This window comes from Pantoea sp. PA1, from assembly GCF_056856975.1.
On sequence record NZ_JBXGEE010000001.1, the window covers coordinates 928,937 to 953,362 of the forward strand.

Here is a 24,426-nt window from a genome sequence, read left to right on the forward strand (position 1 = left end):
GAGTATACGTCTCTGCTGACAGCAAAACAGCCTTCTTTACGGAATCCTGACATTCCGTCTGCCACAAAAAGGCCGCCATAAACTTGATAAACCTGCATTTATGTTCCAGGCTTGATGCCACATGGACAATAAATGAGGAACAACAAGATGAAGAAGGTGATGGGATGTATCGCTGCGGCGCTGACACTGGCGGCACTGTCTGGTTGTACGACTTACGATCGTGCGGAAAGCTACGTGACTAAGCCAGTTGTTAAGGATGTTAAAAAGGGGATGACCCGCGATCAGGTTCGTCAGATCGCCGGTTCGCCTTCAACTGAAATTACCATGGTTCACGCGCGCGGCACCTGCCAGACGTATGTTCTGGGTCAGCGCGACGGTAAAGCACAGACTTACTTCGTGAGCTATAACGACACCGGCCGTGTTATGAACTACGGCTTCCAGAGCTGCGCGGAATATGACACCGATCCGCAGGTTCAGCAGTAATCGCTGCTTCTGAATGGTAAACGGCCCGTCTTCATGACGGGCCGTTTTTCGTTGGGGCACTGTTTCATGCCCTCCGGCGCGAAGAGTGGATGGCAAGCCTGCCGTTACAATCCTGCCGGGCGCGGCACCTCGACATAATCGCCGTCAATCTGCCGCTGGTAGTAGTGGCCATCCTGCACATAAAAACGCCTGCCGTTAAAATCCAGCACCCGCATCTCACCGCTGATCCGTGTCTCTGGCGGTGGCGCCACCACCACATACTCCTCACCGTGACGCTGATAATAGTTGCCGTTGAGCAGGTAGTAGGTCAGCCCGCCAATCAATACGGCGGTGGCGGCCTCGGGCAGAAAGCGCAACGGACCTGGCCCTCCCCAGCGCGGACCGGGGCCACCGTGCCGGCCCCATCCCTCATGCGGTCCCCATCCTCCTGGCGGGCCCCAGCCGCCGGGATGCGCAGAAGCCAGGGCGGGCGCTAAGAGTGTCAGCGTCAGAAGTGAGGCGATCGTTTTTTTCATCGGGCATTCTCCACAGACGAGTGGAGGCAGAATTCGCTTTTTACAGAAGAAAGACAAGCGCTAAAGCGGCGGATTTTCGCCTGTTTACCACGCTTAACGCTTTCTTAACGGCGTCGCCATGAACAGGGAAGATTATGGAGAGCGGGAAGGGATTAACCTGGCGCGGATGCGCCAGGTTGAGCAGAGATTAGCGGTGCGCCAGTTCGGCGTGGTCGTCACTTTCCAGCACGCGCCTGTCGGTCAGGCCTAACCAGCGGCTGGTGAGTGAACCGGCGGTCATGGATCCATTGACGTTCAGGGCGGTACGGCCCATATCGATCAGCGGCTCGATAGAGATCAGCAGCGCAACCAGGGTCACCGGCAGGCCCATCGCAGGCAGCACAATCAGGGCGGCAAACGTCGCGCCGCCGCCGACACCGGCCACACCGGCTGAACTCAGGGTGACGATCCCGACCAGCGTCGCAATCCACAGCGGATCAAACGGGTTGATGCCAACCGTAGGCGCCACCATCACCGCCAGCATGGTCGGATAGAGACCGGCACAGCCGTTCTGGCCGATCGTGGCACCAAAGGAGGCTGCAAAGCTCGCCACAGACTCTGGCACGCCCAGGCGACGGGTCTGAGTCTCTACGCTCAGCGGAATGCTGGCGGCGCTGGAGCGGCTGGTAAAGGCGAAGGTAATCACCGGCCACACTTTGCGGAAGAAGCGCAGCGGGTTGATGCCGTTTACCGACAGCAGCAGGGCATGAACCGCAAACATTATCGCCAGGCCGAGGTAAGAGGCGACCACAAAGCTGCCCAGCTTGATGATGTCCTGCAGGTTAGAACCGGCTACGACTTTGGTCATCAGCGCCAGCACGCCATACGGCGTCAGCTTCATCACTAAACGCACCAGCTTCATGACCCACGACTGCAGGGTGTCAATCGCCACCAGCACTCGCTGACCTTTCTCCTGGTCATCTTTCAGCAGTTGCAGAGCGGCCATCCCCAGGAAGGCGGCAAAAATGACCACGCTGATGATGGAGGTCGGACTGGCACCGGTCAGATCGGCAAACGGATTTTTCGGGATAAAGGAGAGCACCAGCTGAGGCACGCTCAGGTCGGAGACCTTGCCGACATAGTTGCTCTGGATCGCACTCAGGCGTGCGGTTTCCTGGACACCCTGCACCAGACCCTCCGCGCTGAGGCCAAACAGACCGGTCACGAAGACGCCGACCAGCGCAGAAATCGCGGTGGTAAAGAGCAGTACGCCAATGGTCAGTACGCTGATTTTTCCCAGCGACGAGGCGTTATGCAGACGGGCGACCGCACTCAGAATCGAAACGAACACCAGCGGCATGACGACCATCTGCAGCAGCTGGACATAACCATTGCCAACGATGTTAAACCAGCTGATCGACGTTTTGACCACGGCGCTGTTTTCACCGTAGATCAGCTGCAGCACCAGGCCGAACAGCACACCGATCACCAGACCGATCAACACTTTCTTCGACAGGCTCCAGCTATGGCGGCTGAAGCGGGAGAGTAATACCAGCAGCACCACGAAGGCCGCGATATTAAGCGTAAGAGGAAGGTCCATACCGAAACTCCAGAGTAATGCGGCCTGTCGTCCGGGAGAGGCCGCATAATGTTAATCACGAATTAAGACAGCAGGAATGGTAACAGCAGCCGGAGAGGCTGCCTTATATCCAAATGGCATGGTTTATAACTAACTGTTGATTTTTGCGGGTTTATTGCGCGGTATGACTGGAAATTAACCGTCCGACCCCATTCTGCAGCGTATCGAACAGCTGGGTCGGCCAGCCGTTTGCACCAAAGGAAGGCATTCCCACCGGAAACCAGAGCGCATAGCCCACCAGACCCAGACACAATACCCGCTCAAGCTGATTGCCTTTCTGGCTGCGCAGAATCGGCAGGCGGAAGCGCCAGCGGCAGGGCCACAGCAGTGGCACCCCGGCAGGCGTCAGCATATCGGCCACAATATGGCTGAGGTAGCCCAGGGTCAGACCCTGCAGGACATCAGGCGGTATGGGTGACGACTTGGGCAGGTTAATCTGAAAAAGCCATAAACCGGCGGCCACCGCCAGCAGGCTGTGGGTAAAGCCCCGGTGACCAAAAGCGCGCGCAATCGGCTGTGAGAGCCAGCGCAGCCGCTGTCCCAGCAGGGATTTAGGGTGATCGATGTCGGGCAACAGACATGTCAGCAGGGCTGAGGGAACGAGATGCCACCAGTCGGCCTGCGCCAGGACCGGGGTCAGCTCCGCACGTTTGGCAAAAATAGCGCTGGCAATGGCAAAAATGATGTGGCCTTCGCCCGTCATGATAGAACCTGGATGCTAAGAAACTGTCGATGCATCCAGTATAGGGATTTATCCAGTAAATGAGAACATGTGACGCTGTAACTAACAGTGAATTTTTTTACAGGGCGAGCCGCGGCATGTCACGGCTCACCCCGTCTTCTAGCGGGCCAGCCAGCCGCCATCAACCGCCAGCGTGTAACCATTAATATAGTCTGCTGCAGACGAAGCCAGAAAGACCACCGGCCCCATCATGTCATCCGGCACGCCCCAGCGGCCTGCCGGAATACGGTCAAGGATCTCAGCGCTGCGCGCCGCATCTTTGCGCAGGGGTTCGGTATTATCGGTCGCCATGTAGCCCGGCGCGATAGCATTAACATTGATGCCATGCCGTCCCCACTCGTTAGCCATCAGACGGGTTAAGCCCATGACAGCGCTTTTTGAGGCGGTGTAAGAGGGAACGCGAATGCCTCCCTGAAACGAGAGCATGGACGCAATATTAATGATTTTGCCGCCGCTTCCCTGCGCGATAAACCGCTGCGCGACCTGCTGTGAGAGGAAAAACACCGTCTTGCAGTTGATGTTCATCACATCATCCCAGTCCTGCACGCTGAATTTCAGGGCATCCTCACGACGGATAATCCCGGCATTGTTGACCAGGATATCCACTCTGCCCGCCGCGGCGACCGCCTTTTCCGCGACCTGCGGGATGACCTCAGGAGACATCAGATCGGCTGAGACGGACCAGAAGCGGCGGCCAAGTGCTTCCACTTTATGCTGCGTGTCAGCCGGTTCGATGCGGTTGATGCCCACAATGTCGCAGCCAGCCTGCGCCAGCCCCAGTGCCATCCCCTGGCCAAGCCCGGTATTACAGCCGGTCACGATGGCGACTTTGCCTGTTAAATCAAATCTGTTCAGTACCATTCGGCTTGTCCTCCGCTTAACGCAGTTCGCTAATTCTGACCGCGTCCATATCATCAAAGACCTGATTCTCACCCACCATTCCCCAGATAAAGGCGTAACGCTGGGTACCGACACCCGCGTGTATCGACCAGCTGGGAGAGATCACCGCCTGCTCGTTATGGACCAGCAGATGACGGGTTTGCTGCGGCTCTCCCATCATATGGAAGACGGCGTGATCTTCGCTCATGTCGAAATAGAAATAGACTTCCATGCGGCGTTCGTGGGTGTGACAGGGCATGGTGTTCCAGAGACTGCCCTCATGCAGCCTGGTCAGGCCCATCGTGAGCTGACAGGTAGGCAACACGTCGGGCACGATAAATTTGTGTATGGTGCGGCGATTAGCGCTTGCCGCATCGCCCAGTGTGGCGTTGACCGCCTCCTGCAGCGTGATCTTTCTGTCCGGAAAGGTGGTGTGCGCCGGTGCGCTGTTGAAATAAAATTTTGCGGGCTGCGATGCGTCGAGGCTGCGAAACAGCAGATCGCGCGCCCCTTTGCCGATATAGAGCGCCTCTTCGTGACCGATTTCCCACGTTTTGCCATCCACCTCCACCAGACCCGGGCCGCCAATATTGATCATGCCCAGTTCACGGCGTTCGAGAAACCAGGCGACGCCCAGCTGTTTGCCCATCTCATCCCCCATCGTGACCGGCTGATTCACCGGCATGACGCCGCCCGTAATGATGCGGTCAATATGGCTGTAGGTCAGGGTGTAGTGATCGGCGGTAAATATCTTTTCAATCAGAAATGCCTGGCGCAGTGCGTCAGTATCGAGTTGTTTAGCGTGATCGCTGTGAATGCTCTGGCGAATGTCCATCTCGTGCCCCTCTGGAGTCAGGTTATTCATCCCCCGATCAGGGGACGATGTGGGCATCTTAGGCAGGGTGAGACAGTGATTCAATAAAAATGAAACGCTGTTTTAATTTTTTGAGATTCAGATCAACCGCAGAACGCCTGAGCAAAAAAAAGCCCGCTTAAAGCGGGCGGGGGGTCAGCCTTTCAGATGGGTCGGGCTAAGCTGCGTCAGGGTGTCCAGCCGGACATCCGCCAGCGCCCAGCGGGGATCGTCGCGGTGCTCAGCGGCAGGTACCACAATCGACCGCATGCGGGCCGCTTTAGTGGCGATCATGCCGTTAAACGAATCCTCCAGCGTGACGCAGTTCAGCGGATCGATCCCCAGACTGGCGGCGGCATTGAGATAGACCTGCGGATGGGGCTTGCTGTAGGGCAGGGCTTCTGCGGAGGAGAGCACATCAAAATAGTGGCGCAGATTAAAGATCTCCAGCACCTGTTCCAGCATCGCCATCGGAGAGGCGGACGCCAGGCCAATCTTCAGTCCCTGCTCCTGACAGAGTTGCAGCGCGGTTTCCACGCCCGGCAACAGGGGGCGGGTCTGATCCACCAGCGTCATGGCGCGCACGATAATCCGCTCCGTGACCTCCTGCTGCGACGGTCCCTGCCACGGCAGCGTTTCGTACCACATCCGCACCGTCTGGTCGATGCGCAAACCCAGCGTGTCGGGCATTTCACTGCGACGTGACAGGTCAACATCCAGCGTTGAAAAGATATCCAGTTCAGCCTGATCCCACAGCGGCTCAGAATCGATCAGTAAACCATCCATATCAAACAGGGCGGCGAGGACAGGGCGGTGATAGGGCATCAGAGGTCTCCTTTTAAAGTCGGTTTTACCATAGCATCATTCCCGGCTGGCGCACGCTTCGCCCGTCGGCCATGCTTTTTTTGGGAAATTTCTTCATTGGCAGGTAGACTTACGGCAAATCGGATTTCGGGTTCAGGAGATATTATGACCTATCAACAGGCTGGCCGCATCGCCATCCTTAAGCGTGTGGCAGGCTGGGTGCTCTTTCTGGTGGCGCTGCTGTCGACCATTATTTCGGTGCTGAGCTTTATGTTTAAGCACAGTGAGAAGCAGCCAGGTATCGACGCGGTAATGCTCGATTTTGTTCATGTTATCGTCGATATGCTTCGCTTTAACACCCCTTTCCTGAACATCTTCTGGCACAACTCCCCGGTGCCGGAATTTAATGGTCAGATGAACCTGGGATTCTGGCTGATCTACATCCTGATTTTTGTCGGACTGGCCCTGGAGTCATCCGGCGCGCGCATGGGGCGTCAGGCCCGTCATGTCAGAGAGGGCATTGAAGATCAGATGATCCTGGAGCAGGCAAAGGGCAGCGAAGGGCGAAGCCGTCAGCAGCTGGAAGAGAAGGTGCGCGTACCCCGTCACACCATCTTCCTGCAGATCTTCCCGCTTTACATCCTGCCCGTGGTCATTGCGGTAGCCGGTTATTTCGTGCTGTCACTGCTCGGCTTTATCTGAGGGCGTCGTCAGGCCGGTCTGGCCTGACTGGCGCTCAGCGCATCCTCTTCCAGCAACTGGCCGATGGCGAACTGTGCGTCGTCCGGCCAGTGCCCGCCAAAGACGTTAGCCCGGTTCAGCAGGTAGTAGAGCTGATAGACCGGCAGACGCTGCGAGAACCCATCCGGTAACGGCCAGACCGACTGATAGCCGTCGTAAATCTGACGCGGCAGGTCGGGGTACCAGCTCAGCATGGCTAAATCGCACTCCCGGTCGCCCCAGTAGCAGGCAGGATCGAACACCCAGGGGCCACTGTGGCTGCTGGCACAGTTAGCTGGCCAGAGGTCGCCATGCAGCAGCGACGGCTGCGGATGATGGGAGGCCAGCACCCGCTGCACGGCGGCAATGATCAGCTCGGTATCCCCGTAGAGCACCCCTTTTTCTGCCGCCAGCTGTAACTGCCAGCCGATGCGCTGCTCGGCAAAAAAGACCGACCAGCGGCGCAGCCAGCTGTTGGGCTGAGGAGTCGTGGTGATGTTGTTGTCGAAATCGAGACCGAACTGTGTCTGCTCGCTCCACTGATGAAGGTGCGCCAGCTGCTGCCCGAGCCGCCAGGCACTCTGCTCATCAAGTGGCTGAGGCGGAATATATTCCAGCAGCAGGAAACTCTCCTCGCGGTGCTGGCCTACGCCATAGACCTCCGGCACGCGAACCGTGCCGGTGCGCGCCAGCAGCGCCAGCTGGTCAGCTTCCCAAGTGAAGAGTGACAGCCTGTCCCGGCTGTTACTTTTGACGAACACGTCGTGATCACCGTAGCGGATACGCCAGGTGGGATGGATGTCGCCGCCGGCCAGGGCGTGACGTTCGGTGATTTCGGCATTGCCTAACTGCTCGCTTAACAGACGACTAATGGCTGACCACATTGGGCTATCCTCGTTATTCGCTGCGTAAGACAGATTGTACTGCGTAAATATTCACCAAAACCAGCCCGATTGCACCTCTTATTCTGGTGCGGAGCGGGTGGGGCGATGTTCAGCGGTGTCGCGCAAAAACGCTTCGAAGGTCGTCACGGTCACGTCCGGCCGCTGACCCAGCACGCTTTCACCCGCCGCAGTGGCCTGCTGCTGCAGCGCTTCAGGCGACAGCGGGCTGACAATACCAAAGCTGTTGGTCCCGAGTTCATGCGGGTGGCCCTCATCGTCAGCCAGGGTGGTGGTGAAACCGGCCGCCGTCATGGCGCTGGTCAGCTCCAGAATGTCGCTTAATCCCGATTCCTGATAGTGAAAGGTCACGATATAGCGTGTTAGGGCGTTGTTGCTCATGAGGCACCTCCGGGGAAGGGAAACTGAACTGAGCGTAGACCATGGTGAAAAATCAGGCGAATTATGAAGGGGATGCGCGGTGTCTGCCGTGATGCCGGACGTAAATTCCTGTCAGGCAGGTGCGCGGGGGTGGAAAAATCTTCTGCGGCTACGGCTATCTTTTCCCTTTCGCAGCACTATAATGCGCGACGTTAATCAGATGAGTCCCAATTAACACGTGTTGCAGGGCTGATTCCACGCATTTCGGGTGAGTTAATATTTTTTTACAAAACTTACCGTAAATTGCATTGAATGCCGGGCAAAACGCTTCAGACTCTTCGTTTTTTAAACTGTCGCACGGATCACATTTAATGAAAGCCTATAACAAGCTGTCTGCTGTTCTTCTGCTCTCCGCCGGAGCATTTTGTCACCAGGCACTGGCCGATAACGCCGTATTCACCTCAATGGATGACCCCTCTACGGCGAAAAAGCCGTTTGAAGGCTCAGCTGCTGCGGGATACCTGGCGCAAACCGGTAACACCACCAGTTCATCAATGACCGCTCAGACCAATATGACCTGGTATCAGTCATCAATGGCTTACAGCTTGTGGGGTAACGCGGCCAACACCTCGTCAAACGATGAGCGCTCTTCCGAGACCTATAGCATCGGCGGTCGTTCACGTTACAACGTCAGCAACTATGACTACCTGTTTGGTCAGGCGAGCTGGTTAAGCGATCGTTTCAATGGTTACGATTCGCGCGACGTTCTGACAGCCGGTTACGGTCGTCAGATCCTGAACGGTCCGGTGCATTCACTGCGTGCGGAATTTGGTCCGGGTGTGCGCTACGACGATTTCCACGATGGCGGCCACGAAACCAAAGCGCTGGGCTATGGCGCGGTCAGCTATCAGTGGCAGCTCACTGACACCACCAAATTTGTCCAGGGTGTGTCTGTACTGAGCAGCTTCGGTGAAGATACCACCGTGAACTCTGAAACCGGCCTGCAGGTGGCAATTAACAGCCACTTCGCCCTGAAGCTGGCGTACAACGTGACCTGGAACAACAATCCGCCAGAATCTGCGCCGGATCGCACCGATACTAAAACCTCGGTTATGCTCTCCTACGCGATGTAAGCGCAATTTTAACCGTGGTCTTCCCGGCGGCCTGACACTCTGTCAGGCCGCTTTTTTTTGATCTCTCCACGGCTTAGCAAAAAGGGGATGGTTTTTCTCGACCAGGAAAACTGCTATCATCTGCCCCGCACGGCAATCCTGGCGACATTCCGACAATGTGGGTCTGATGTTACGCCAGGTCACCCATTTTACATGACGTTGCATGTAGGCTTTCGTGTGGCCTACCACTGCAAATAAGGATTAGAAATGCCTGTAATTACGCTTCCTGATGGCAGCCAGCGTGTGTTCGACCGCCCTGTCAGTGTGATGGATATCGCGCTGGATATCGGGCCGGGTCTGGCGAAAGCCTGTATCGCTGGCCGCGTGAACGGTGAACTGGTTGATGCGGTCGATCCCATCACCGAAGACGCCGCCGTAGCGATTATCACTGCTAAAGATGAAGCCGGTCTGGAAATCATCCGTCACTCCTGCGCGCACCTGTTAGGGCATGCCATCAAGCAGCTGTGGCCGGATACGAAAATGGCGATTGGCCCGGTCATTGATAACGGCTTCTATTATGATGTCGACATCGATCGTACGCTGACCCAGGAAGATATCGACCTGCTGGAAAAACGCATGCATCAGCTGGCTGAGACCAACTACGATGTGGTGAAGAAAAAGGTCAGCTGGCAGGAAGCCCGTGACGTCTTTGCGGCGCGCGGCGAAATCTACAAAACCACCATTCTTGATGAAAACATCAGCCACGACGATAAGCCTGGCCTCTATCATCATGAAGAATATGTCGACATGTGCCGCGGTCCGCACGTGCCGAACATGCGGTTCTGCCATCACTTTAAACTGCAGAAGATCTCCGGTGCCTACTGGCGCGGCGACAGCAGCAACAAGATGCTGCAACGCATCTATGGCACCGCATGGGCAGACAAAAAGCAGCTGGCAGCCTATCTGCAGCGTCTGGAAGAGGCGGCAAAGCGTGACCATCGCAAGATTGGTAAGCAGCTGGATCTCTACCACATGCAGGAAGAAGCACCCGGTATGGTCTTCTGGCATAACGACGGCTGGACCATCTTCCGCGAACTGGAAGTGTTTGTCCGCAGCAAGCTGAAAGAGTACCAGTACCAGGAAGTGAAGGGTCCGTTCATGATGGACCGCGTCCTGTGGGAAAAAACCGGGCACTGGGAAAACTATAAAGAAGCGATGTTCACCACCTCGTCTGAGAACCGTGAATATTGCATTAAACCGATGAACTGTCCGGGACACGTTCAGATCTTTAATCAGGGTCTGAAATCGTACCGTGACCTGCCGCTGCGTATGGCCGAGTTCGGCAGCTGTCACCGTAATGAGCCATCAGGTGCGCTGCATGGCCTGATGCGTGTACGCGGCTTTACCCAGGATGATGCCCACGTCTTCTGTACAGAAGAGCAGGTGCGTGACGAAGTGAACAGCTGTATCCGCATGGTTTATGACATGTACAGCACCTTCGGCTTCGAAAAGATTGTGGTCAAACTCTCTACCCGTCCTGAGAAGCGCATCGGCACCGATGAGATGTGGGACCGCGCCGAGGAAGATCTGGCTGCCGCGCTGAACGAAAACAACATTGAGTTTGAGTTCCAGCCAGGCGAAGGCGCCTTCTACGGCCCGAAAATTGAGTTTACCCTGTACGATTGTCTTGATCGCGCCTGGCAGTGTGGAACCGTTCAGCTAGACTTCTCCCTGCCAAAACGTCTTGAAGCGACGTATGTGGGTGAAAATAACGATCGTCAGACGCCTGTGATGATTCACCGTGCGATTCTGGGATCGATGGAACGCTTCATCGGTATTCTGACCGAAGAATTTGCTGGTTTCTTCCCAACCTGGCTGGCACCACAGCAGGTCGTGGTCATGAATATTACCGATGGACAAGCGGAATATGTTGAGTCTTTAACGCGTAAGCTGCAGAATGCTGGCATTCGTGTGAAGGCAGACTTGAGAAATGAGAAGATAGGCTTTAAAATCCGCGAGCACACATTACGTCGCGTCCCTTATATGCTGGTCTGCGGTGATAAAGAGGTGGAAGCAGGCAAAGTTGCCGTTCGCACCCGCCGTGGTAAAGACCTGGGGTCGATGGATGTCGATCTCTTTGTTGAGAAGTTGCAACAAGAGATTCGCAGCCGAAATCTTCATCAACTGGAGGAATAAAGTATTAAAGGCGGAAAACGAGTACTACCGACGCGTCCGAACAAAATTAACAGCGAAATCCGCGCAACTGAAGTGCGCTTAACGGGCATGGATGGCGAGCCACTTGGCATCGTCTCATTACGCGAAGCTCTGGAAAAAGCCGAGGAATCGGGTGCTGACTTAGTCGAAATTAGCCCGAACGCCGAACCGCCGGTTTGCCGTATTATGGATTACGGCAAGTTCCTCTACGAAAAAAGCAAATCTTCTAAGGAACAGAAGAAGAAGCAAAAAGTTATTCAGGTTAAGGAAATTAAATTCCGTCCTGGAACCGATGATGGCGACTATCAGGTCAAACTACGCAACCTGATTCGCTTTCTGGAAGATGGCGATAAAGCCAAAATCACGCTGCGTTTCCGTGGTCGTGAGATGGCGCACCAGCAGATCGGTATGGAAGTGCTTAACCGCGTCCGTAAAGACCTGTGTGAAGATCTGGATTTGGCCATTGTCGAATCCTTCCCTTCGAAGATCGAAGGCCGCCAGATGATCATGGTGCTCGCTCCTAAGAAGAAACAGTAGGCTTTCAAGTAACATTAACCGCGCAGCGTTCGCGTTGTGCGGTTTTCTGTTCGCCTGTCTGGGTCATGTTATCAACAATGCGAAGTGGATATTTTTAAAAATGCCAAAGATTAAAACTGTACGTGGCGCGGCTAAGCGCTTCAAGAAGACCGCTTCTGGCGGCTTCAAGCGTAAACACGCAAACCTGCGTCATATTCTGACCAAAAAATCTACTAAGCGTAAACGTCACCTGCGCCCTAAAGGCATGGTGTCAAAAGGCGATCTGGGTCTGGTTTCTGCCTGCCTGCCGTACGCATAAGTCCATTTTTTTAAACAGAATATAGAACAGGAGAGCTCACATGGCTCGCGTTAAACGTGGTGTAGTTGCTCGCGCACGTCACAAAAAAATCTTAAAACAAGCTAAAGGCTATTACGGTGCACGTTCACGTGTTTACCGCGTTGCCTTCCAGGCTGTTATCAAAGCTGGTCAGTATGCTTACCGTGACCGTCGTCAGCGTAAGCGTCAGTTCCGTCAGCTGTGGATCGCGCGTATCAACGCAGCGGCTCGTCAGAACGGCATGTCTTACAGCCGTTTCATCAATGGTCTGAAAAAAGCAGCCATTGAGATCGACCGTAAGATCCTGGCCGATATCGCCGTATTCGACAAAGTGGCCTTCACTGCACTGGTCGAAAAAGCGAAATCAGCTCTGGCGTAAGTCAGATGAAAAAGGGAGCTTGCTCCCTTTTTTATTGCCTGTAAGCTGCGCAAAAGATTGACATTTTCGTCTCCGCGCATTTCAATAGTGCCCTCGTAAAGCATGACAAGGTAACTGCAAGCATGAATGCTGCTATTTTCCGTTTCTTTTTTTACTTTAGCGCCTGACATCCGGGGGCTTTTGCGCATAAGAAAAGAAACGAAAAATCGCGCTAAAAGCCTCCCTCGTGGAGGCTTTTTTGTTTCTGGCGTTAGCATACTGGACCGGCAGGTCCCAACAAGAACTGACCAGCCTGACTGGAAAAAGAGGAAATTATGTCCCAACTCGCAGAACTGGTGGCCAGCGCCACGGCGGCTATCGACGGGGCGACAGATATCGCCGCCCTTGACGCGGTGCGCGTCGAATATCTCGGTAAGAAAGGGCATCTGACATTACAGATGACCACCTTACGCGAGTTGCCTGCTGAAGAGCGCCCTGCAGCCGGTGCGGTAATCAACGAAGCGAAACAGCAGGTCACCGACCGCCTGAACGCGCGTAAAGAGGCGCTGGAATCGGCGGCGCTGAATGCGCGTCTGGCAGAAGAGACCATCGATGTGTCACTGCCGGGTCGCCGCATCGAAAATGGCGGCCTGCATCCGGTCACCCGCACGATGGATCGCATTGAGACCTTCTTCGGTGAGTTAGGCTTTGCTGTCGTCACCGGGCCGGAAATTGAAGATGATTATCATAACTTTGATGCACTCAATATTCCTGCTCACCACCCGGCGCGTGCCGATCACGATACCTTCTGGTTTGACGCCACCCGTCTGCTGCGTACCCAGACTTCCGGCGTGCAGATCCGTACCATGCAGGCTCAGCAGCCGCCGATTCGTATCATCGCGCCAGGCCGCGTCTACCGTAACGATTACGATCAGACCCACACGCCGATGTTCCATCAGATGGAAGGGCTGATTGTGGATAAAAACATCAGCTTTACCAATCTCAAAGGCACGCTGCACGATTTCCTCAACAACTTCTTCGAAGAAGATTTGCAGATTCGTTTCCGTCCGTCCTACTTCCCGTTTACTGAGCCTTCAGCAGAAGTGGACGTCATGGGTAAAAACGGCAAGTGGCTGGAAGTGCTGGGCTGCGGCATGGTGCACCCTAATGTGCTGCGCAATGTCGGCATTGATCCGGAAGTTTACTCCGGTTTCGCCTTTGGTATGGGCATGGAGCGTCTGACCATGTTGCGCTATGGCGTGACCGATCTGCGCGCATTCTTCGAAAACGATTTACGTTTCCTCAAACAATTTAAGTAAGGGCAGGTTATCCAATGAAATTCAGTGAACTCTGGTTACGCGAATGGGTAAATCCAGCCCTGGACAGTGCCGCGCTGTCTGAACAAATCACCATGGCCGGTCTGGAAGTGGATGGCGTTGAGGCCGTCGCCGGTGCGTTCCACGGTGTCGTGGTTGGCGAAGTGGTGGAGTGCGGTCAGCACCCGAATGCTGACAAACTGCGGGTGACCAAAATTAATGTGGGCGGTGACCGTCTGCTGGATATCGTCTGCGGCGCGCCGAACTGCCGTCAGGGACTGAAAGTCGCCGTCGCCACCGTAGGTGCCGTGCTGCCGGGTGATTTCAAAATCAAAGCGGCCAAACTGCGCGGTGAGCCGTCAGAAGGGATGCTCTGCTCTTTCTCCGAGCTGGGAATCAGTGACGACCACAACGGCATTATCGAACTGCCTGCCGATGCGCCCGTGGGCACCGACATCCGCGCCTGGCTTCAGCTGGATGACAACACCATTGAAATCAGCGTCACGCCTAACCGCGCGGACTGTCTGGGCCTGATCGGTATCGCGCGTGATGTGGCGGTGCTGAACGGTCTGCCGCTGAACAAGCCAGAGATTCAGCCGGTCGCTGCCACGCTGAGTGACACCTTCCCGATTCAGGTTGATGCGGTGGAGGCCTGTCCGCGCTACCTGGGTCGCGTGGTGAAAGGCATCAACGTTGGTGCGGCCACGCCATTGTGGATGAAAGAGAAGCTGCGTCGCTGTGGTATCCGCTCAATCGATCCGGTGGTGGATATCACCAACTATGTGCTGCTGGAACTGGGTCAGCCGATGCACGCCTTCGACCTCGATCGCCTTAACGGCGGCATCGTGGTGCGGATGGCGAAAGAGGGCGAAAAGCTGACGCTGCTGGATGGCACTGAAGCCAGCCTGCAGGCAGACACGCTGGTCATCGCCGATCACCAGCAGGCGCTGGCGATGGCGGGTATCTTCGGTGGCGAACATTCGGGCGTGAACAGCGAAACGCAGAACATTCTGTTTGAGTGCGCCTGGTTTGACCCGCTGGCGATCACCGGCCGCGCCCGTCGTCACGGTCTGCACACCGACGCGTCACACCGCTATGAGCGAGGCGTTGATCCGGCGCTGCAACATATCGCGCTGGAGCGTGCAACCGCGCTGCTGCTCTCCATCTGCGGGGGTGAAGCCGGCCCGATCATCGATCAGACGCATCAGGCCGCCTTGCCGGTTCCGGCGACGATCACCCTGCGCCGGGAAAAACTGGATCGCCTGATTGGTCATGTCATCGCCGATGAGCAGGTTACCGATATTCTGACCCGTCTCGGCTGCGACGTCACGACAGGCGAAGGTGAGTGGCAGGCGATCGCCCCGAGCTGGCGCTTCGACATGGCGATTGAGGAAGATCTGGTTGAAGAAGTGGCCCGCGTTTACGGCTACAACAACATCCCGAACGTGCCGGTGCAGGCGGGGCTGGTCATGACTCAGCATCGCGAAGCGAACCTGTCGCTGAAACGCGTGAAAAACCTGCTGGTGGACAAGGGATATCAGGAAGCGATTACCTACAGCTTCGTTGATCCGAAGATTCAGCAGCTGCTGCATCCGGGAGAAGAGGCGCTGCTGCTGCCAAGCCCGATCTCCAGCGAGATGTCGACCATGCGTCTCTCACTGTGGACCGGCCTGCTGAGCGCAGTCGTCTACAACCAGAACCGTCAGCAGAGTCGCGTACGTCTGTTTGAGAGCGGCTTACGCTTTGTGCCCGACACGCAGGCAGATTTAGGCATCCGTCAGGATCTTATGCTGGCCGGTGTTATCAGCGGAAACCGTGTTGAAGAGCACTGGGATCTGGCGCGCCAGGCAGTTGACTTCTATGATTTAAAAGGCGATTTAGAGTCGCTGCTCGATTTAACCGGCAAACTGGATGCGATCAGCTTCCGGGCTGAAGCCAATCCGGCGTTGCATCCGGGACAGAGCGCGGCGATTTATTTGCACGATGAACGAATCGGATTTATCGGAGTCGTTCATCCTGAGCTGGAACGTAAGCTGGATCTCAACGGCCGCACCTTAGTCTTTGAACTGCTTTGGAATAAGGTCGCAGACCGCGTCCTGCCTGACGCGCGCGAGATTTCTCGCTTCCCGGCTAACCGTCGTGATATTGCTGTTGTGGTGGCTGAAAACGTCCCTGCAGCAGATATCATCGCGGAGTGTAAGAAAGTTGGCGTAAATCAGGTAGTTGGCGTAAACTTGTTTGACGTGTACCGCGGTAAGGGCGTTTCTGAGGGCTTCAAGAGCCTCGCAATCAGCCTGATTTTGCAGGATACCAGCCGGACACTCGAAGAAGAGGAGATTGCCGCGACCGTTGGCAAATGTGTTGCGGCATTAAAAGAGCGATTCCAGGCAACCTTGAGGGATTGAACCTATGGCGCTTACAAAAGCTGAGATGTCAGAGTACCTGTTTGAGAAACTCGGGCTGAGCAAACGCGATGCCAAAGAGTTAGTAGAGCTGTTTTTCGAAGAGGTACGTCGCGCTTTGGAAAATGGAGAACAGGTAAAACTGTCTGGGTTTGGCAATTTTGACCTGCGTGACAAAAACCAGCGTCCTGGCAGAAACCCGAAAACGGGGGAAGATATTCCGATCACCGCGCGTCGCGTAGTGACATTCCGCCCGGGACAGAAGCTGAAAAGCCGCGTAGAGAACGCTACACCCAAAGAGACTGACTGAATTTCAGCGTTTCAAAAAGGCCGCGCAAGCGGCCTTTTTTCATGGTCTCACCCGCCGGGACTGCGCTGAGGCCCCCGTCTGCCAGCAGGGCGCACACCGCCTCAACCACCTTTCTTTTTTCTGCAATCCCACTACAATCAAATCTCTGTTTTCTCAGCAAATCCAGCCTATGTCTCTGCTTGACCCGCTCGCGCTTCAGGCCGACCAGCGCGGCCAGAAATTGCTTATTACTTTAGCTCTTATGCTGCTTGCGCTGCTCTGTGGCAGCCTGTGTGCCGGTGACAGCTGGATCGCGCCCTCAGAGTGGTTTACGGAGAGCGGCCGGCTCTTTGTCTGGCAGCTGCGGCTGCCGCGCAGTCTGGCGGTGATGCTGGTCGGTGCATCCCTGGCAGTGTGCGGCGTCGTGATGCAGGCGCTGTTTACCAATCCGCTGGCCGAGCCTGGCCTGCTGGGCGTCTCAAACGGAGCGGGCATCGGTCTGGTGCTGGGCGTGCTGCTGGGCAGCGGCTCGCTGTGGAGCCTCGGCCTGGCCGCGATGGCCGGAGCACTCATGATTACGCTGATCCTGCTCTGTTTCGCGCATCGTCAGCTCTCGGTGACCCGGCTGTTACTCACGGGCGTGGCGCTGGGGATTATCTGCAGTGCCATCATGACCTGGGCCGTTTACTTCAGCACCAGCCTCGACCTGCGTCAGCTGATGTACTGGATGATGGGCGGCTTCAGCGGCGTTGACTGGCGCTATGGCGGCATGATGCTGGCGCTGCTGCCGGTGATGCTGGCCCTGAATGCGACGGGACCCATACTGAATCTGCTGGCGCTGGGGGAGATCTCCGCTCGTCAGCTCGGTCTCTCTCTTTTCTACTGGCGCAATCTGCTGGTGCTGGCGATGGGCTGGCTGGTCGGTATCAGCGTTGCCATGGCCGGTGCCATTGGTTTTGTCGGGCTGGTGATCCCGCACCTGCTGCGGCTGAGCGGCATCAGCGATCACCGTTATCTGCTGCCCGCCTCTGCGCTGGCTGGCGCAGGCGTGCTGTTAGCGGCCGATATTGTCGCGCGTCTGGCGCTGACATCGGCCGAATTACCGATAGGTGTGGTCACGGCGACACTCGGCGCGCCGCTGTTTATTCTTTTACTGGTAAAATCTTCGCGCTAGCTTTCGGCTGGCTACTCTGCATCCACAACAGGAATTCAGCATGAACATTTATGACACTGAACTGGTTACGCTTGATGGTGAAAAAACCACGCTCTCTGCGTGGCAGGGCAAGGTACTGCTGGTGGTAAACGTCGCCTCGAAATGTGGCCTCACCCCGCAGTATGAGGAGCTGGAGAATCTGCAGAAGGCCTGGCAGGATCACGGCTTCAGCGTACTGGGTTTTCCCTGCAATCAGTTTCTGGAGCAGGAGCCTGGCAGCAGCGAAGAGATCAAAACCTTCTGCAGCACCACCTATGGCGTGACATTCCCGATGTTTGCCAAAACCGACGTTAATGGGGCAGGGCGTCACCCGCTCTATGCTCAGCTGATCGCGGCCTTTCCTGACGCCGTTCGTCCCGAAGGCAGCGGTTTTTACGAGCGTCAGGTGAGCAAAGGGCGCGGACCGAAAGCGCCGGGCGACATCCTGTGGAACTTTGAAAAATTCGTTATTGGCCGGGACGGTCGCGTTGTCCAGCGGTTCGCGCCTGATATGACGCCGGAAGATCCCATTATTCTGGAAACCATTAAGCAGGCCCTGGCGAAATAGATGCTGCTGCGCCTGCAACAGGTGGCGCTCGCCGGGCGGCTGTGCTCACTGAACGGTGAGCTTGCCGCCGGTCAGTTGCTGCATGTCGCCGGTCCGAACGGCGCGGGAAAAAGCACGTTGCTCAGCGTTGTTGCCGGACTGGAGGGCGCGTCCGGCAGGATCGTGCTGGATAACCGTCCGCTGTCCGGGTGGAGCGGCCCGGCGCTGGCCCGGGCTCGCGGCTGGCTTCCCCAGCAGCAGGCCCCCCTGAGTCAGATGCCGGTCTGGCACTATTTACGGCTGCATCTGAAACAGAGGGGGGCGCAGGATGAAGATCGGCTCAGCACGCTGCTGCAGCAGCTTCAGCTGCAGGATAAACTCGCCCACTCACTGACCCGGCTCTCCGGCGGGGAGTGGCAGCGTGTCCGACTGGCGGCGGTCTGCCTGCAAATTGATCCGCGCATCAATCCAGACGGGCGGCTGCTGATTCTGGATGAGCCCATGACCGCGCTGGATATCGCCCAGCAGAAAGCGGTGGACGATCTGATCGCCGGACTCTGTGCGGCGGGCATCAGCGTGATCGCCAGCAGTCACGATCTTAACCACACGCTGCATCAGGCGAATCAGGTCTGGCTGATGGAGAGGGGACAGGTCATTGCGCAGGGCGAACCGGCCGCGGTTCTGACGCCGCAGCGGCTGACACCGCTTTATGGCATCGCCTTCCGGCAGATTGAGCTTGAAGGACGCAGGCTGCTGACCGTCCTGCCCTGACACTTGCTACCCGGCGGGCTTTACCGCTACATTAAACCGGTTGCAACTTCTGATAAGGACATTTGGCGATGCGCCTGGGTTTGCTGATTTTGGTTCTGCTGCTGACGGGATGCAGTCATCACGCCCCGCCGATTAATGGTCGTCTCTCCGACTCGATTACCGTGATTGCAGAGCTGAACGACCAGCTCGGTCACTGGCACGGCACGCCCTATCGCTATGGCGGCATGAGCCGCAACGGTGTCGACTGCTCTGGCTTTGTCTATCTGACCTTCCGCGACCGCTTTGCGCTGCAACTGCCGCGCACCACCTCAGCACAGAGTGATATCGGCACCCGTATCAGTAAAGATGAACTGCTGCCCGGCGACCTGGTCTTCTTTAAAACCGGTCGCGGGGAGAATGGCCTGCATGTCGGCATCTACGACAGTGATAATGCCTTTATTCATGCTTCCACCAGCCAGGGGGTGATCCGCTCCTCGCTGGACAACGTCTACTGGCGCAAAGTCTTCTGGCAGGCTCGCCGTATTTAACCGTAGAGTCTGAAATAAGACTTAAGTCCAATTTAAAATAGAGAAAAAACAGCCGTTAAAAGTTTTATTTTAAATGACAGTTTTTGAACGGGGATTTTATTAGGCATAATAAATGCTGGTTTAATTCCGCTAATAAGCGCAGTTTTGTCGTCACTATTTGGCTTAAGCGTCATCCCCGGCTGGCAAACGGTGGTGGAAGGGCAAAGAAGGTCGTCTCTTCAATGATTTGGCGCTATTGCCTGAGCCTGACCATTACTATACGATATCAACATCGCCGCATATTCTGGCATTAAAATGAAAATTCATCTTTCGGCCGACTATCAGTCGGAAATCTGGTTTTATCCTGTCTGTGATGCTGACGGACGGCTGGCTGCTGTTGAGCTGGTTACGCAGTTTGTGCATGAAAGTGCGCCAATCACACTGCCTCAGGATCTGCTGCTGCCGCAGCTCGATGAGTCGCAGCAGTTACGCCTGCTGCAAAGTCAGATTAGCCTGCTGGAGCAGAACCGTGCGTTATTCGAGTCGCATGACGTCTCCGCATTGATCCGTATTGATGAAGGGATGGCCCGGACGCTGCTGGCCAGCGAATTAGTGATGCGCAAAATAAAGCAGCTGCCCTTCATTCTGCTGAATATCACTGAAACGTTTCCGCAGCTGAAGCTTGGAAAAAATAATCCGCTGCTGGCGAGCCTGCATGATGAGTTTAATTTAGCGCTTTCCCATTTTGGGGCTGGCAAAACACCCTCGAATGCGGTCTACGATAATTTATTCAGCTGGATCTGTCTGGATAAAGAGTTTATTCACTCCCTGGCAAAGCGCGCGTCGTTTGTGCCGTTCATGCAGAGCATTATCGATAATTTCCGCACCCATTGTGACCGGCTGATTATTTGCGGCATCGACGATGATCGGCTGCTGGATAAAGTGAGCCAGCTCAGTGGGGTCGATTTTCAGGGCGCACTGTTCCCGGTGGTCAAATCTGACGCGTTGCGTTCCCTGATCCGCGCCGACAGTCGCCGACCCTCTTCTCAGCATCCTGGCTGATGGAACCTGTTTAATCCCCGATATCAGCGTTACACTGAAGGTTTTAGCAAACCGACGTCTCGCTGAGCATCGCATGGGAGAAACAATGTCCTCAGGCAAGCTATCTTTTGACAATACCTGGTTCCGGGAGCTTACCGGATGCTACACCGCGCTTAACCCTACGCCGCTGGCAGGCGGACGCCTGCTCTATCATAACGCCCCGCTGGCCGCCTCAATGGGGCTGGATAGCGCACTCTTCGCCGGTAACGGGCATGACGTCTGGCACGGCGCGGCACTGCTGCCCGGCATGCAGCCACTGGCCCAGGTGTACAGTGGCCATCAGTTTGGCGTCTGGGCCGGTCAGCTGGGCGACGGGCGCGGCATCCTGCTGGGAGAACAGCGCACAGAGGATGGCCAGAAACTTGACTGGCACCTTAAGGGCGCGGGCCTGACCCCGTATTCCCGCATGGGGGATGGGCGGGCGGTGATCCGTTCCAGCGTTCGCGAGTTCCTGGCCTCTGAAGCATTGCACCATCTGGGGATCCCCACCACGCGCGCCCTGACCCTGTCGATTGGCGATGAGCCGGTTTACCGTGAAACGGCGGAGCGCGGTGCAATGCTGATGCGCATTTCACCCAGCCATCTGCGCTTTGGTCATTTCGAGCATTTCTTTTACAGCCAGCAGCAGGAGAAAGTGCAGCAGCTGGCCGACTACGCCATCCGCCATCACTGGCCGCATCTGGTGGAGGAGGCGGATCGCTATCAGCGCTGGTTTACCGACGTTGTGGTGCGCACTGCCCGGCTGATTGCGCTGTGGCAGAGCGTGGGCTTCGCGCATGGCGTGATGAATACGGACAACATGTCGATTCTGGGCCTGACCATCGACTACGGCCCCTATGGTTTTCTGGATGATTATCAGCCTGACTTTATCTGCAACCACAGCGACTATCAGGGGCGCTACAGTTTTGAAAATCAGCCAATGATAGGCATGTGGAACCTTAACCGCCTGGCTCATGCGCTGTCAGGGCTGCTGACGACTGAACAACTGCGCACGGCACTCAGCGCCTATGAACCTGAACTGATGCGGGTGTGGGGAGAGCGGATGCGGGCTAAACTCGGTTTACTGACCCAGCAGAGCAGCGACAATCAGATCCTGACCGACCTGCTGGCGCTGATGACGCAGGAGCACAGCGATTACACCCTGACGTTCCGGAAACTGAGTGAGACGCAACAGGCGGAAAGCCGCTCACCGCTGCGGGATGAGTTCATTGATCGTGAGGCTTTTGACCGCTGGTATCAGCGCTACCGCAGCCGCCTGATGGATGAACAGGTCAGCGATGCGGAGCGTCAGGCGGTGATGAAGGCGGCAAACCCGGCGGTGATACTCAGAAATTACCTGGCACAGCAGGCGATTGAAGAGGCTGAGCGAGGAGAGCAGGGGGCGCTGGCGCGTCTGCACCAGGCGCTGCAGCAACCCTTTAGTGATGAAACAGCCGCCGACTATCGTCAGCGGCCACCAGACTGGGGTAAAACGCTTGAGGTGAGCTGCTCCAGCTGACAGAGACTCAGAGGCGGTGAGAAACCGCCTCGGCCAGCAGGGCGAGAACAGCTTCGCTATCCTCCCAGCCGAGGCAGGGATCGGTAATCGACTGGCCGTAAACCAGGGGCTCACCACTCACTACCTTCTGATTGCCCTCCTGCAGGAAACTTTCAATCATAACGCCTGCCACGGCACGCGAGCCTGCTTTGATCTGCTCCGCGACATCCGCGGCCACATCCCTCTGGCGACGGTGCTGCTTCAGGCAGTTGCCGTGACTGAAATCGATGACCAGCTGCTCTGGCAGATTAAAGGCTGACAGACTCTCAGCCGCCGCCGCGACGTCACTGGCATGATAGTTGGGCTGTTTACCGCCACGCAGAATTACATGACCATGCGGATTGCCGCTGGTCTGATAAATGGTCATCTGGCCCAGCTTATCCGGCGAGAGGAACATATGGCTGGCGCGCGCGGCACGAATCGCATCCACGGCAATCTGGACGTTGCCATCAGTGCCGTTTTTAAAGCCGACCGGGCAGGAGAGGGCGGAGGCCATTTCGCGGTGGATCTGGCTTTCGGTGGTGCGAGCGCCAATCGCGCCCCAGCTGATCAGGTCGGCAATAAACTGGCCGATCACCATATCCAGAAATTCGGTGGCGGTAGGCAGGCCCAGGGCGTTGATGTCGATCAGCAGCTTGCGGGCAATAGAGATGCCACGGTTCACATCATAACGACCATCCAGATCCGGATCGGAAATTAATCCTTTCCAGCCCACTACGGTGCGCGGCTTTTCAAAGTAAGCGCGCATAACAATTTCCAGTCGGTCGGCATAGCGACTGCGAAGCGCATTCAGGCGCTCAGCATACTCCAGCGCCGCTCGGGGATCGTGCAGCGAGCAGGGGCCGATCACCACCAGCAGGCGGGGATCTTCACCGGTCAGAATACGGGCAATACGTTTGCGGGCTGCGGTGACATTATCGGCAATCGCCGCAGAGACAGGGTGCTCAGCCGCCAGGCTGGCAGGCGTAATCAGATTACCAATGCGCGCGGTACGCAGTTCGTCAGTTTTATTCATGAGTTTCTCGAAAACGGTTCTTCGCAGCGGTGAAATACCGGGAAGTGATGGTGGTCACAATAAACCATCAGGGTGCGAATTCAACCCGGAATTTGATAATGAAATCAGAACCCACGGCAGCAATGCTTTACATCGTCTGCCCGCTCCCGCTTCCTAGTACATGCGGCGTGTCAGACCCATGATGTCGAGAATTTTTGTGGCTATCTCCTCCACCGAGTAGTTGGTGCTGTTCAGATAACGGATCTGGTGGGTGCGGAACAGGGCCTCCACTTCGCCCACTTCCAGCCGGCACTGGCGCATTGAGGCGTAACGGGTATTTTCCGCCCGCTCCTGGCGGATGGCCGCCAGCCGTTCCGGATCGATGGTCAGCCCGAACAGTTTGTTCTGATGCGCGCGCAGGGCGGGCGGCAACTTAAGGTTGTCCATGTCGTCAGCAATGAACGGATAGTTGGCAGCACGGATACCAAACTGCATCGCCAGATAGAGGCTGGTGGGCGTCTTGCCGCAGCGTGAGACGCCGATGAGGATCACCTGCGCATCCTCCAGCCCGCGCAGCGAGATGCCGTCATCATGGGCCAGGGCGTAATCGATCGCCGCGATGCGGGCATCATATTTCCCCAGGTTACTGGCATCCAGACCGTGGGTGCGGTGAGCCACTGGCGCAGGCGCTAAACCCAGCTCCTGCTGCAGCGGGGCGACCAGCGCCTGTACGATGTCCTGACAGAAGCCCTCGCTCTGCACGATGATGTCGCGCACTTCCGGTGTGACTATCGAGAAAAAGACCAGCGGCCGGACGCCGCTCTGCTGATACAGCGCGTTGATCTGAGCTTTAACCGCCAGCGCCCGCTGGACGTTTTCAACAAACGGCAGCGTCAGGCTGGTGATATTGACCGGGAACTGCGACAACACCGCATGGCCCAGCACTTCAGCCGTGATGGCGGTACCATCGGAAATATAGAAAACGCTTCTGTCAGTTGTCATAACCGCTTCTGTCCTGAACAAGAGTGAGTTATCAGCATGCGTCATGCGGCGAAAAAAATCATGCCGGATGTTCATTTCTGGAATCGCTATCCGGGTTATTTATCCGGAGATTCAAGGCACTGGCTAAAAAGCGAACGCGGGAATTTTGCTGTTTTAACCGTCTGAGGGGCGGTTTTCTGGCAGCGTCTGCGCGGGTTTGTTGCGCAACAAAAAACAGCGCCCTGATAAGGGAAAATTTAACTTACATTAAAATATCAATGAGTTAGGTAAAAATGGCGATTTTGCGCAACGGCAAAATAAACCGCTCACAATTCCGAAACTGCTTCTGAAATTCTGCTTTAACGATTCAACAGATC

Annotated in this window: 27 protein-coding genes and 1 other annotated feature; of the genes, 17 read left to right on the forward strand and 10 right to left on the reverse strand. The window is 56.2% G+C overall.

The window, feature by feature from the left end; all coding sequences use genetic code 11:
• Positions 1 to 147: 147 nt before the first annotated feature.
• Positions 148 to 483, forward strand: a complete 336-nt coding sequence (gene osmE, locus AC1V0D_RS04575) for an osmotically-inducible lipoprotein OsmE (RefSeq protein WP_009090559.1) — start codon at positions 148 to 150, stop codon at positions 481 to 483.
• A 104-nt stretch (positions 484 to 587) separates the two neighbouring features.
• On the opposite strand, the gene AC1V0D_RS04580 is transcribed toward osmE, so the two are convergent.
• From AC1V0D_RS04580 to hxpB, 6 genes are all read right to left on the reverse strand, one after another.
• Positions 588 to 998 carry a DUF6515 family protein gene (locus AC1V0D_RS04580; RefSeq protein WP_482907045.1) on the reverse strand — a complete coding sequence of 137 codons (411 nt, stop codon included), beginning with the start codon at positions 996 to 998 and terminating at the stop codon, positions 588 to 590.
• A 187-nt stretch (positions 999 to 1,185) separates the two neighbouring features.
• The gene (locus AC1V0D_RS04585) at positions 1,186 to 2,577 is read right to left on the reverse strand and encodes an L-cystine transporter (protein WP_140028467.1); all 1,392 of its coding nucleotides are present in this window, start codon (positions 2,575 to 2,577) and stop codon (positions 1,186 to 1,188) included.
• Positions 2,578 to 2,728: 151 nt separating this feature from the next.
• Positions 2,729 to 3,319 carry a metal-dependent hydrolase gene (locus AC1V0D_RS04590; protein WP_009090554.1) on the reverse strand — a complete coding sequence of 197 codons (591 nt, stop codon included), beginning with the start codon at positions 3,317 to 3,319 and terminating at the stop codon, positions 2,729 to 2,731.
• A 138-nt stretch (positions 3,320 to 3,457) separates the two neighbouring features.
• Positions 3,458 to 4,219, reverse strand: a complete 762-nt coding sequence (kduD, locus tag AC1V0D_RS04595) for a 2-dehydro-3-deoxy-D-gluconate 5-dehydrogenase KduD (RefSeq protein WP_307744907.1) — start codon at positions 4,217 to 4,219, stop codon at positions 3,458 to 3,460.
• A gap of 16 nt (positions 4,220 to 4,235) precedes the next feature.
• On the reverse strand, positions 4,236 to 5,072 hold the full coding sequence (kduI, locus tag AC1V0D_RS04600; RefSeq protein WP_009090546.1) for a 5-dehydro-4-deoxy-D-glucuronate isomerase: 837 nt from the start codon (positions 5,070 to 5,072) through the stop codon (positions 4,236 to 4,238).
• Positions 5,073 to 5,246: 174 nt separating this feature from the next.
• Entirely contained in the window at positions 5,247 to 5,915 is a 669-nt protein-coding gene (gene hxpB, locus AC1V0D_RS04605) for a hexitol phosphatase HxpB (RefSeq protein WP_009090544.1), read from the reverse strand.
• 144 nt (positions 5,916 to 6,059) lie between these two features.
• Here hxpB and AC1V0D_RS04610 point away from each other — a divergent pair, with 144 nt between their 5' ends.
• Positions 6,060 to 6,596: a YniB family protein gene (locus tag AC1V0D_RS04610; protein WP_009090542.1), complete on the forward strand. Its 537-nt coding sequence runs from the start codon at positions 6,060 to 6,062 to the stop codon at positions 6,594 to 6,596.
• Between the two features lie 8 nt (positions 6,597 to 6,604).
• Here the strand turns inward: AC1V0D_RS04610 and AC1V0D_RS04615 are convergent, their stop codons facing one another.
• A complete protein-coding gene (locus AC1V0D_RS04615) occupies positions 6,605 to 7,498 on the reverse strand; it encodes a fructosamine kinase family protein (RefSeq protein ID WP_009090540.1) in 894 nt (297 codons plus the stop codon).
• Positions 7,499 to 7,576: 78 nt separating this feature from the next.
• A complete protein-coding gene (gene ghoS / locus AC1V0D_RS04620; protein WP_009090539.1) occupies positions 7,577 to 7,897 on the reverse strand; it encodes a type V toxin-antitoxin system endoribonuclease antitoxin GhoS in 321 nt (106 codons plus the stop codon).
• 350 nt (positions 7,898 to 8,247) lie between these two features.
• Between ghoS and AC1V0D_RS04625 the strand changes: the two genes are divergently transcribed.
• The 15 genes from AC1V0D_RS04625 (at position 8,248) to AC1V0D_RS04695 (ending at position 22,035) form a co-directional block, all read left to right on the forward strand.
• The gene (locus AC1V0D_RS04625; protein WP_009090538.1) at positions 8,248 to 9,009 is read left to right on the forward strand and encodes a DUF481 domain-containing protein; all 762 of its coding nucleotides are present in this window, start codon (positions 8,248 to 8,250) and stop codon (positions 9,007 to 9,009) included.
• A gap of 246 nt (positions 9,010 to 9,255) precedes the next feature.
• On the forward strand, positions 9,256 to 11,184 hold the full coding sequence (thrS, locus tag AC1V0D_RS04630) for a threonine--tRNA ligase (RefSeq protein WP_009090537.1): 1,929 nt from the start codon (positions 9,256 to 9,258) through the stop codon (positions 11,182 to 11,184).
• Positions 11,185 to 11,187: 3 nt separating this feature from the next.
• Complete coding sequence (gene infC / locus AC1V0D_RS04635) at positions 11,188 to 11,739, forward strand: translation initiation factor IF-3 (protein WP_033736278.1); 552 nt, start codon at positions 11,188 to 11,190, stop codon at positions 11,737 to 11,739.
• Between the two features lie 100 nt (positions 11,740 to 11,839).
• On the forward strand, positions 11,840 to 12,037 hold the full coding sequence (rpmI, locus tag AC1V0D_RS04640) for a 50S ribosomal protein L35 (protein ID WP_009090535.1): 198 nt from the start codon (positions 11,840 to 11,842) through the stop codon (positions 12,035 to 12,037).
• Between the two features lie 40 nt (positions 12,038 to 12,077).
• Positions 12,078 to 12,434, forward strand: coding sequence for a 50S ribosomal protein L20 (rplT, locus tag AC1V0D_RS04645; protein ID WP_006118956.1), 357 nt, complete (start codon positions 12,078 to 12,080; stop codon positions 12,432 to 12,434).
• Positions 12,435 to 12,551: 117 nt separating this feature from the next.
• Positions 12,552 to 12,677 (forward strand) — a sequence feature (Phe leader region).
• Positions 12,557 to 12,601, forward strand: coding sequence for a pheST operon leader peptide PheM (gene pheM, locus AC1V0D_RS04650; protein WP_106120997.1), 45 nt, complete (start codon positions 12,557 to 12,559; stop codon positions 12,599 to 12,601). It overlaps the preceding feature by 45 nt.
• 71 nt (positions 12,678 to 12,748) lie before the next feature.
• On the forward strand, positions 12,749 to 13,732 hold the full coding sequence (gene pheS, locus AC1V0D_RS04655; RefSeq protein WP_009090534.1) for a phenylalanine--tRNA ligase subunit alpha: 984 nt from the start codon (positions 12,749 to 12,751) through the stop codon (positions 13,730 to 13,732).
• A gap of 14 nt (positions 13,733 to 13,746) precedes the next feature.
• Positions 13,747 to 16,134: a phenylalanine--tRNA ligase subunit beta gene (gene pheT, locus AC1V0D_RS04660; protein WP_482907046.1), complete on the forward strand. Its 2,388-nt coding sequence runs from the start codon at positions 13,747 to 13,749 to the stop codon at positions 16,132 to 16,134.
• A 4-nt stretch (positions 16,135 to 16,138) separates the two neighbouring features.
• Positions 16,139 to 16,441 (forward strand): integration host factor subunit alpha, encoded by a 303-nt coding sequence (ihfA, locus tag AC1V0D_RS04665; RefSeq protein WP_003853259.1) that lies wholly within the window; start codon positions 16,139 to 16,141, stop codon positions 16,439 to 16,441.
• Between the two features lie 169 nt (positions 16,442 to 16,610).
• Positions 16,611 to 17,594, forward strand: a complete 984-nt coding sequence (gene btuC / locus AC1V0D_RS04670; RefSeq protein ID WP_058956573.1) for a vitamin B12 ABC transporter permease BtuC — start codon at positions 16,611 to 16,613, stop codon at positions 17,592 to 17,594.
• A 40-nt stretch (positions 17,595 to 17,634) separates the two neighbouring features.
• Positions 17,635 to 18,180, forward strand: coding sequence for a glutathione peroxidase (locus AC1V0D_RS04675; RefSeq protein WP_058956572.1), 546 nt, complete (start codon positions 17,635 to 17,637; stop codon positions 18,178 to 18,180).
• Positions 18,181 to 18,930: a vitamin B12 ABC transporter ATP-binding protein BtuD gene (gene btuD, locus AC1V0D_RS04680; RefSeq protein ID WP_154928114.1), complete on the forward strand. Its 750-nt coding sequence runs from the start codon at positions 18,181 to 18,183 to the stop codon at positions 18,928 to 18,930.
• Positions 18,931 to 18,998: 68 nt separating this feature from the next.
• Entirely contained in the window at positions 18,999 to 19,457 is a 459-nt protein-coding gene (locus AC1V0D_RS04685; protein WP_009090526.1) for a C40 family peptidase, read from the forward strand.
• A 294-nt stretch (positions 19,458 to 19,751) separates the two neighbouring features.
• Positions 19,752 to 20,498, forward strand: coding sequence for an EAL domain-containing protein (locus AC1V0D_RS04690; RefSeq protein ID WP_046101724.1), 747 nt, complete (start codon positions 19,752 to 19,754; stop codon positions 20,496 to 20,498).
• 85 nt (positions 20,499 to 20,583) lie between these two features.
• Entirely contained in the window at positions 20,584 to 22,035 is a 1,452-nt protein-coding gene (locus AC1V0D_RS04695; protein WP_058956569.1) for a protein adenylyltransferase SelO, read from the forward strand.
• A 7-nt stretch (positions 22,036 to 22,042) separates the two neighbouring features.
• On the opposite strand, the gene AC1V0D_RS04700 is transcribed toward AC1V0D_RS04695, so the two are convergent.
• Together AC1V0D_RS04700 and ppsR are read right to left on the reverse strand one after the other, a co-directional pair.
• Complete coding sequence (locus tag AC1V0D_RS04700; RefSeq protein WP_009090520.1) at positions 22,043 to 23,089, reverse strand: 3-deoxy-7-phosphoheptulonate synthase; 1,047 nt, start codon at positions 23,087 to 23,089, stop codon at positions 22,043 to 22,045.
• 153 nt (positions 23,090 to 23,242) lie between these two features.
• Positions 23,243 to 24,070 (reverse strand): posphoenolpyruvate synthetase regulatory kinase/phosphorylase PpsR, encoded by an 828-nt coding sequence (ppsR, locus tag AC1V0D_RS04705; protein ID WP_058956567.1) that lies wholly within the window; start codon positions 24,068 to 24,070, stop codon positions 23,243 to 23,245.
• Between the last annotated feature and the right edge of the window lie 356 nt (positions 24,071 to 24,426).